Genomic DNA, 8,493 nt, shown 5'->3' with positions numbered 1-8,493 from the left:
ATCTGGAACCACACCTTCTTCTGGAACTGCATGAAGCCGCAAGGCGGCGGTGCTCCCACCGGTGCACTGGCCAAGGCCATCGATGCCAAATGGGGCAGCTACGACGCCTTCAAGGAAGCCTTCGTGAAGTCGGCCGTGGGCAACTTCGGCTCGGGCTGGACCTGGCTCGTGAAGAAGGCCGACGGCTCGGTGGACATCGTGAACACCGGCGCCGCCGGCACGCCGCTGACCACCGCCGACACCGCGCTGCTGACCGTGGACGTGTGGGAACACGCGTACTACATCGACTACCGCAACCTGCGCCCGAAGTTCGTCGAAACCTTCCTGGCCAAGCTGGCCAACTGGGACTTCGCGGCCAAGAACTTCGGTTGAAGCCGGCGTTCTCGCCCTGAAGGAAGCCGACCTGCGGGTCGGCTTTTTTGTGGGCGCCCAGTTCAGCGCGGCGCCGTCACCATCCAGTCGATCCATCGCGCAACGTGCGCCTGGTCGAGGTCGAAGTAGTGCGTGTGGGCGCCGCGGCCGAGGCACGCCTCGTGCTCGGCCGTGGCGCACCATGCCGGCGGCACGCTCACCTGCGCGTACGACTTGTCGTCGGGGCCCCAGAGCCAGCGCCCGACATAGTCGCCGGCCGTGTAGAGGTTGACCCAGCGGTCCACGCCGACCTTGGCCGCGCTCGGCCCGCCGCCGTTCGCGTCTTCCGCCGTCACCCACGCATAGAGGTGCGGAAAGCGCGCCGCGTACAGCTGGCGCAGCGGGCAGCCGGCGGTGAGCAGCAGCAGCCGGCTCTTGTTGAGCGCCGCCCAGAGTTCCGTCACGCGCGTGTCGACCTTCTGCTCGGCGCGGAACTGCAGGTAGCGCAGCAGCTCCGTCGAGATCACCGTGCCCTGGCTGTGGGCGACGATCACGATGCGGTCGTAGCCTTGCGCCGCCACATGCTCCAGCAGTGACACATAGCGCGAGAAGATGCGCGCACGCGGAATGGCGCGGCGCGGAAACTCGCGGAAGTGGCCGTCGACGTCGAGCGCCACATCGAGCGGCATGCGCAGGCCCGGCACGGTGCGCGACAGGAAACCTCCGAGCAGCGAGACGGCGGCGGTCAGCGTGGCGGCCGTGAAGATCAGCGGCTTGAGGCCGCTTTGCGACAGCGCCGACACCCAGATGACTGCGGCGTCGATCCTCCCTCCCACCGAGACACCGCATTGCTTGAGCACCAGCAGCAGCGCGACCGCGCAGGCGATCAGCACACTGGCAGTCGTGAGGATGGTGACGAAACGGTCGAGCCGCCGGTAGCCTGCGCCGAGCCACAGGCCCAGGCCCTCCGACGTGCCGAAAACCACCTTGAGTTCGGCGAACAGGCTGGGCACCAGCACTGCGACCAGATAGACCAACAGCGACAGCGTGAGGCCCGCCGTCAACGCGAAGGCCTGCGTGCTTTTCTCGTAGCGGTTGCGCAGGAACTTCGCACCATCGGGCCAGTACCCGTCCTTGGGGAACCAGAACGATCTGTAGTCGACGTTGTTCGCGCCAAATTCCACGAGGTTCGTCAGCACGGCCCACGCCACCATCGTCAGCGCCACGAACGCCGCCAGCGACACGAACAGCCCCAGCCGCCCCGTCGCGATGCTGGCGCGCGCCGCCGCGTTGCGGTCGGGCACGGTCTGCCCGGCGATGAGCCAGGCGATGAGCAACACGCCGGCCCCACCCCACCAGGCCACGACGCCGATCAGCAGGTACTCGATCACCCGCATGCCGGCGCGCACCCAGTGGCGCAGGTCGTCGGTGCCACCCGCCGCCGCGGCGTTGATGGCCACATGCACGAGCAGCGCCCCCACGGTCAGCGCCATCAGGCCGAGCCCCCAGGTGCGCGCGGCCGGAAAGCGGTCGCGCGCGATGCGCAGGGCGCGGTCGCTCAGCGCCACGAGCAGCGCCACCCACGTCACGCCGACCACCCAATGGGCGGGCAGCTGTGTCCACAGGAGCCACACCGCCAGCAACGCGTACAGACCCACCATGATCCGTGCGGAGACCTTGCTGCGCGCTTCGTAGCAGTACCACCAGAAGGCCAGCACGGGCACGACCACGGCCAGCACCCGTCGCAGCAGCTCGGTGAGCGACGAAGCACCCGACGCGGGCTCGGCCCGCGCCAGGCCGCCGAGCCCCCCGATCACCAGCCCGACCAGCAGCAGCTGCAGAAAGAGGTTCGCCAGCAGGTTGGCAAAAGCCCAGTCGAGCGCAGTCTGCAGCTTAGCCAGCCAAGCCCAGCGCCGAGCACTCGGCGGCCGGGGCTTCTTGTTCGCACCCGCCGCTTCGGCAGCCCGGTCCACCGCATCGCGGCCCAGCTGCGAGAGGCGGAACACGATGGTGAACAGCTCGGCGACGATGCGCGCCACCGAGCCCGGCAGGCGCGACAGGTCGGCCCAGTACATCTCGTGCACGTCGATGCGCTGCTGCACCGGCTGCCCGTGGGCATCGGTGGCGTCGCGTGTCATGCGCACGCGCGTGGCTTCGTAGGCCTCGTGGTCGGGCTCGGCGCGTTGCGACTTGAACAGCAGGTAGTCGCTGAAGGCGATGTCGGGGTTGCTCTTCTTCAGCTCGCGCGGCGTGAGCGGCCCGCGCCCTTTGGCGGCGCGCACCACGCCCGCATCGTCGGACTCGGCGGTCGAGATCCAGTCGTCGGCGCTGAAGTCCGAGGTCTTCGACTGCCGCATCGCCTTGCGCACAGGCGGCACATACGCCTTCTGCGCGGCGGCACCTTCCGTGGCGGCCTTCTCGTTCTTGTCTTGATGCCCGGTGCGCTGCTGCACCATCGACGTCAGCGGCGGCACCGGCAGCAGGTGGGTGTCGCAGTCGGCCTGGCGGTAGGTCGTGCCGGGGCCGGGGTTGTTGAGCATCAATGAGGCGATGGCGCGGGCCGTGTCGCCGGCCTTCTGGTCGGCCACGCCGTGGATGGCGATGACCGCGACGCGCTCGGGGCGCGCGGGTGGCTCAGACGTTGACGGCTCGGGCGACGGTGCGCGCATGGGCTGACTCCTCATGCCACGCGGTGCATGGCAGGAGGGATTGTCCGCAGCGCGTCGCTTTTTACTTCCCCCAAACGAGGGATGCCGGACGGCCAGTGCCTCAGCCGCCGATCAGGTGCAGGATGTTCCCGTCCGGGTCCTTGAACCACGCCATCTTCATGCCGTCCGCGACGTGGAGGTCGCCTTCGCGTTTCGTCTCGGGCATGTCGTAGTGCTCGAAGCGCACGCCCTTGGCCTTGAGCGCGGCGACGAGGCGCTCGATGTCCGCGCCGACCTGCCAGCTCACGGCCGTGGCCTGGTTCGTGCCTGCGAACGACGAGCGGTACACCTGGACGCGCGTGTTGCCGCTTTGGTAGACGGCGACCTCGTCGCCCTCCGAATCGACCTGCGCAAGGCCCAAGGTGTCTTCGTAGAAACGGCGCGCCACGGTCATGTCTTTCACCGCGAGATTCGCCACCGCATCGATGTTTCCGAGCATGGGTGTCTCCTGTGGGGGGAATGGACTTTTCATCTTCGGCGGCCAGATGGCCCTGTCAAGTCGGCGCCGTCCGATACGGGGCCCATCGCAAACCACGAAAATGGGGGGGCGCCCCTTCCGGCACACTGCACCGTGGGTGCAGTGAGGTCGAAAGACCTCCATCGACACTGCCGCCATCCGATCCGCTCAGACCGAGAGAGACAAACCCATGATCCGAAGAAAACTCACCCGCTCGCTGGCCCTCGTGCTCGCACTCCCCCTGGCCTTCGCCGCCGTGGCCGCGCAGGCCCAGACCGCCGCCTACCCCGCCAAGCCGATCCGCATGGTCGTGCCCTTCCCGCCCGGCGGCGGCACCGACATCCTGGCGCGCCTGGTCGCGCAGAAGCTCACCGAGGCCAACCACTGGACCGTGGTGCCCGACAACCGCGGCGGCGCCGGCGGCACCATCGGCATCGCCGAGGCTGCGCGCGCCGCGCCCACGGGCTACGACATCGTGATGGGCCAGAAGGACAACATGGTCGTCGCGCCCTGGCTCTACAAGAGCCTCAGCTACAACCCGGTGAAGGACCTCACGGCCGTGGCCCACGTGGCCTACACCCCCGTGGTGATCGTCACGCAGGCCAACTCGAAGTTCAAGACGCTCGACGACGTGGTGAAGGCCGCGCGCGCCGCGCCCGACACCGTCACCTACGGCTCGCCCGGCAACGGCACCACCATCCACCTGGCCGGCGAGATCTTCAACGGCGCCGCCAAGATCAAGATGCGCCACGTGCCCTACAAGGGCTCCAACGCGGCCATGATGGACGTGCTCGCAGGCAACGTCGACCTGATGGTGTCGTCGGTGCCTTCGGCACTGGCGCAGATCAAGGCCGGCAAGCTGCGCCCGCTGGCGGTCACGTCCGCCAAGCGCAGCACCTCGCTGCCCGACACGCCCACCGTGGCCGAGCTGGGCTACAAGGACTTCGACGTGAGCACCTGGTATGGCGTCTTCGTGCCGGCCGGCACGCCCAAGGACATCGTCACCACGCTGAATGCGGCGGTCAACAAGCTGCTGGCCACGCCGGAGATGAAGGCGGCCATCATTGCCCAGGGCGCGGAGCCGCAGAGCATGACGCCGGAACAGTTCGGTGCGCTGCTGAAGACGGACTATGAGAAGTGGAAGGGGATCGTGCAGGCCTCGGGGGCGACGATCGAGTAAACGCAAGCCCCACCATGGGGCTTTGCTCCCTCTCCCCTTGGGGAGAGGGTTGGGGTGAGGGCCGACGGCGATGGCGAAGGCCTTGCGTGTGCGAAGGCTGCTGCCCTCACCCTAGCCCTCTCCCCAAGGGGAGAGGGAACAAGTCAAGAAACCCGCGCGCTCAATCCGGCACGAACTTCGTATTGAAGATCTCCACGTCCGCCGCATCCTCGAACGTCGCCACCTGCCCCATCTTCCCGTCGCTCATGCGGCAGGCCGAGAACAGGCTAAAGCGGCCCTTGAAATAGAACTCGTCCATCACGATCAGCGCGTACGGGTACGGCACGAACACCTGGTGCTCGAAGACGACGCGGTGCACGTTCCTCGGTGACGGGAAGAGCTTGTATTCGACGGTGTCGATGGACTTTGCGGTGGCCATGATGTGCTTCTGTCTTCGGTGCTCAGGCCGGGTCGCGCACGTCGGCCACGGGGTTGCTGCCGAAGTCGGCGCGGGCCAGGTAGGCGAGCACCTTGGCCGCGGCGCCCTGGGGGCTGTCGAGCCGGCCTTCTTCCTTCATGCTCACGAAGCGCGTGCGGTCCGGAAACTGTTCGGCCGAAGCGCCGCGCAGCTGCACCTGCATGTCGGTGTCGATGATGCCGGGCGCCAGCGACACGATGCGCGCGCCGTTCGGCGCATGCACCTCTTCGAGCGCCACGGCGCGCGAGAAATGGTCCATGCCGGCCTTGGCCGCGCAGTACGGCGCCTGGCTGCCCAGGGCGTTGCGACCCAGGCCCGACGAGATGTTCAGCACCTTCCGCGCGCCGCGCCATTCGCGCGTGGCACCGAGGAAAGCGGCCGTGAGCAGCATCGGCGCTTCGAGGCCGATGCGCAGGGCCTGTGCCAGTTCGGCAGGCACGGCGCGCGACAGCGGCGCGGGGTTGCCGACGGTGCCGGCGTTGTTGATGAGCGTGACGCTGTCGAAGCGCTGGCCGTCCAGCGTCTGGAGCCAGTCCGACAGGCGCGCCGCAGCGGCCACCGGGTCGGACAGGTCCTGCTCCCATTGCGTCAGTTCGGCGCCCGCAGCCTTGGGGGCTTCGGCCAGTTCGGGCGAGGGCTTGCGCGCACTGCCGCGCACCGTGTGGCCGGCCTGCAGCAGCTGCTCGGCCATGGCACGGCCCAGGCCGCGCGAGGCGCCGGTGATGACGGTGAGGTGGGAAAAGGCGGAGGTGGTCATGGGTGTGTGGGGGCAGGAGAAGGCCGCAAGGCTAAGGGATATCGAAAGGCCGCGTGCATCAGCCGGTACGGAACTGGGCGCGCAGGAAGTTGCGGTGGCGGGCAATGTGCTGCAGCTGTGCGGGCGCGATGGAACCACCGAGGTCGACCTCGTCCGCGCCGTTGAGCACCGCGTTGGCGTTCGCCATGGCGCGCGCCACGACCTCTTCCTCGCTCACGCCGAGCTGCGCCGCCAGGTCGATCGCGACGCGGCGCATGGCACGCTGCGACAGCATCCACATCGCGCCGAAGCGGTCCCAGGCCAGCGCGGCTTCTTCGGACTTTTCGCGGTCGGCGAGGATGTCTTTCAGCGGGCGCGCCAGGATCTCGTTGAGCGCGTCGATCTGTTCGCCCAAGGCCTCGGCGCGGTCGATGGCTTCTTCGAGCGTCGGGCCGTCGTCTTCCTCGTTGCGGGCCTGCGTGGCCTGTTGCTGCTGCGGCGGCAGAAAGCTCGCTTGCGCGTCGGCGGGCACGATCTGCAGGTGGTCGGAGAGGGCCATGTTTTTTTCTTCTTTCAGGTTCAGTTCGAGGTGCTGTTGTTCTTGCGGCTGGACATCGCGGTGGCACGCAGGCCCGGCAGGTCGAGCACGCGCAGGCCGCCGTACTCCACGCGGATCAGCCCCTGCGCCGACAGCGCATTGAGCGCCTCGTTCACGCGCTGGCGCGACAGGCCGACAAGATACGCCAGCTCCTGCTGCGTGATGCGCAAGACCTCGCCCACGCCGGGGTACAGCACGGGGTTGAACAGCGACACCAGGTTGCGCGCCACGCGCGCGTCGGGGTTGTTGAGGCGGTCGATCTCCAGCGCCGCGATGAACTGGCCAAGCCGTTCGTTGAGCTGGTTCATCACGAAGCGGTTGAAACCGATGGAATGGTCGAGCAGCCAGTGGAAGCTCTCGATCGGCAGCCCCGCCACGAGGCTGCGGCGCAGCGCCTGGATGTTGTAGCGGTAGGGCTCGCGCTTCATCACCGTGCCCTCGCCGAACCAGCCGCCGGGCGGCACGCCGGTGTAGGTGACCGAGCCGCCGTCGGCGTTGTCGTTGCTCATCTTCAAGAGGCCCTCGACCACGCCGAACCAGTAGGTGGGCGAGCGCCCGACGCGGCACACCAGGTCGCCGGGCTCGGCCTCGCCGACCACGAGCGTGGCCTCGGCGCGGCGGCGCTCGCTGGGCGTGAGCGTGGGGAGCCACGGAATGCCATCGAGTTCGGTCGCACTCGCGGGGCGCACGCGGTCCTTGATGGAACCGCCGAGCACGTTCTGTGGGTTGAGGTTGCCAGGAGGCATCGGGAAACTCCGGGGAGTAGTGTCCCTAGGATTGTCGTTGGAACGACAACCGGACGTCAAAGTGAGACCTACGATCCGGCCACTGTGCAAACCACCGCCCCCACCTTCCCCCGTCTGCTGCTCGCGCATGCCGAGGCCCGTCCCGAGGCCCCCGCCGTGCGCGAAAAAGACCTTGGCATCTGGCAAACCTGGACCTGGAACGCCGTGGCGCAAGAAGTGCGCGAGATGGCCTGCGGTCTGGCGAGCCTTGGCTTCAAGGCCTTCGACAACCTTGCGATCGTCGGTGCCAACCGGCCGCACCTGTACATGGCGGTGCTCGCCGCGCAAAGCCTGCGCGGCGTGCCCGTGCCGCTGTACCAGGACGCGGTCGCCGGCGAGATGGTCTTCATGCTGAACGACGCGGGCATCGAGTTCGTGATCGTCGAAGACCAGGAGCAGGTCGACAAGCTGCTCGAGTGCCGCGAGCTGCAGCAAGGGCAAGAAGGCCAGCAGCAGGGCATCCGCCACATCATCTACGACGACCCCAAGGGCCTGCGCCACTACGAGCAGCCGGGGCTCATGGGCTACGAGCAGCTGCGCGAGCTGGGCCGTGCCTTCGACAAGGCCAACGCCGGCTACTACGACCGCGCCGTGGCCAGCGGCGAGGCGGCCGATGTCGGCGTGATCCTCTACACCTCGGGCACCACCGGCCGTCCCAAGGGCGTGTGCCAGACGCACGCCAGCTTCATCGCGGCGGGCCGCGGCGGCGTCGAGACCGACAAGCTCGGCCCCGGCGACAACATCATGAGCTACCTGCCGATGGCGTGGGTGGGCGACCATCTGTTCTCGGTGGCGCAGTGGCTGGTGGGCGGCTTCACGCTCAACTGCCCCGAGTCGGCCGAGACGGTGATGAACGACATGCGCGAGATCGGCCCAAGCTACTACTTCGGCCCGCCGCGCACCTTCGAAGGCCTGCTCACGGCCGTGTCGATCCGCATGGAAGACGCGGCCGCGCCCAAGCGCTGGCTGTATGCGAAGTTCATGGCGCTGGCACAGCGCGTGGGCGCCGACATCCTCAACGGCGCACCGGTGAGCACCGGTGACCGCGTCATGTACAGCCTGGGCAACCTGCTGATCTACGGCCCGCTGCGCAACGTGCTGGGCATGAGCCGCATCCGCGTGGCCTACACGGCCGGCGCGGCCATCGGGCCCGACCTGTTCCGCTTCTACCGCTCGATCGGCGTGAACCTCAAGCAGTTCTACGGCCAGACCGAGACCTGC

General features: G+C 68.1%; 9 protein-coding genes. 3 read left to right on the top strand and 6 right to left on the bottom strand.

Going from position 1 to position 8,493, the window contains the following annotated elements; genetic code table 11:
• Nucleotides 1-372, top strand: a 372-nt coding sequence (locus AAG801_RS38000; protein WP_341893071.1) for a superoxide dismutase, incomplete at its 5' end; no start/stop codon positions are given.
• 62 nt (nt 373-434) lie between these two features.
• Here the strand turns inward: AAG801_RS38000 and AAG801_RS37995 are convergent.
• Nucleotides 435-3,020: a hypothetical protein gene (locus AAG801_RS37995; protein ID WP_341893070.1), complete on the bottom strand. Its 2,586-nt coding sequence runs from the start codon at nt 3,018-3,020 to the stop codon at nt 435-437.
• 100 nt (nt 3,021-3,120) lie between these two features.
• The gene (locus AAG801_RS37990; RefSeq protein ID WP_341893069.1) at nt 3,121-3,498 is read right to left on the bottom strand and encodes a VOC family protein; all 378 of its coding nucleotides are present in this window, start codon (nt 3,496-3,498) and stop codon (nt 3,121-3,123) included.
• 208 nt (nt 3,499-3,706) lie between these two features.
• Here AAG801_RS37990 and AAG801_RS37985 point away from each other — a divergent pair, with 208 nt between their 5' ends.
• Entirely contained in the window at nt 3,707-4,696 is a 990-nt protein-coding gene (locus AAG801_RS37985) for a tripartite tricarboxylate transporter substrate binding protein (RefSeq protein ID WP_257214617.1), read from the top strand.
• 160 nt (nt 4,697-4,856) lie between these two features.
• On the opposite strand, the gene AAG801_RS37980 is transcribed toward AAG801_RS37985, so the two are convergent.
• Genes AAG801_RS37980 through AAG801_RS37965 form a run of 4 tightly spaced genes read right to left on the bottom strand, consistent with a single transcriptional unit; the run spans nt 4,857 to nt 7,233 of the window.
• A complete protein-coding gene (locus AAG801_RS37980) occupies nt 4,857-5,114 on the bottom strand; it encodes a hypothetical protein (RefSeq protein WP_099793730.1) in 258 nt (85 codons plus the stop codon).
• Between the two features lie 22 nt (nt 5,115-5,136).
• Entirely contained in the window at nt 5,137-5,910 is a 774-nt protein-coding gene (locus AAG801_RS37975; RefSeq protein WP_341893068.1) for an SDR family NAD(P)-dependent oxidoreductase, read from the bottom strand.
• A 58-nt stretch (nt 5,911-5,968) separates the two neighbouring features.
• Nucleotides 5,969-6,448, bottom strand: coding sequence for a hypothetical protein (locus AAG801_RS37970; RefSeq protein WP_095747132.1), 480 nt, complete (start codon nt 6,446-6,448; stop codon nt 5,969-5,971).
• A 20-nt stretch (nt 6,449-6,468) separates the two neighbouring features.
• Entirely contained in the window at nt 6,469-7,233 is a 765-nt protein-coding gene (locus tag AAG801_RS37965; RefSeq protein ID WP_101491428.1) for a Crp/Fnr family transcriptional regulator, read from the bottom strand.
• Nucleotides 7,234-7,317: 84 nt separating this feature from the next.
• Here AAG801_RS37965 and AAG801_RS37960 point away from each other — a divergent pair.
• On the top strand, nt 7,318-8,493 hold a 1,176-nt coding region (locus AAG801_RS37960; protein ID WP_341893067.1), incomplete at its 3' end, for an AMP-binding protein.

The sequence above is a fragment of the Variovorax sp. YR752 genome (assembly GCF_943372545.1).
The sequence above is the reverse complement of the archived record's forward strand: the minus strand, read 5'-3'. Positions and strand labels throughout refer to the sequence as shown.

Coding starts and splice junctions, on each gene's coding strand:
- AAG801_RS37995 (WP_341893070.1), bottom strand. CDS start 3,020: ATGCGCGCACCGTCGCCCGAGCCGTCAACGTCTGAGCCACCCGCGCGC.
- AAG801_RS37990 (WP_341893069.1), bottom strand. CDS start 3,498: ATGCTCGGAAACATCGATGCGGTGGCGAATCTCGCGGTGAAAGACATG.
- AAG801_RS37985 (WP_257214617.1), top strand. CDS start 3,707: ATGATCCGAAGAAAACTCACCCGCTCGCTGGCCCTCGTGCTCGCACTC.
- AAG801_RS37980 (WP_099793730.1), bottom strand. CDS start 5,114: ATGGCCACCGCAAAGTCCATCGACACCGTCGAATACAAGCTCTTCCCG.
- AAG801_RS37975 (WP_341893068.1), bottom strand. CDS start 5,910: ATGACCACCTCCGCCTTTTCCCACCTCACCGTCATCACCGGCGCCTCG.
- AAG801_RS37970 (WP_095747132.1), bottom strand. CDS start 6,448: ATGGCCCTCTCCGACCACCTGCAGATCGTGCCCGCCGACGCGCAAGCG.
- AAG801_RS37965 (WP_101491428.1), bottom strand. CDS start 7,233: ATGCCTCCTGGCAACCTCAACCCACAGAACGTGCTCGGCGGTTCCATC.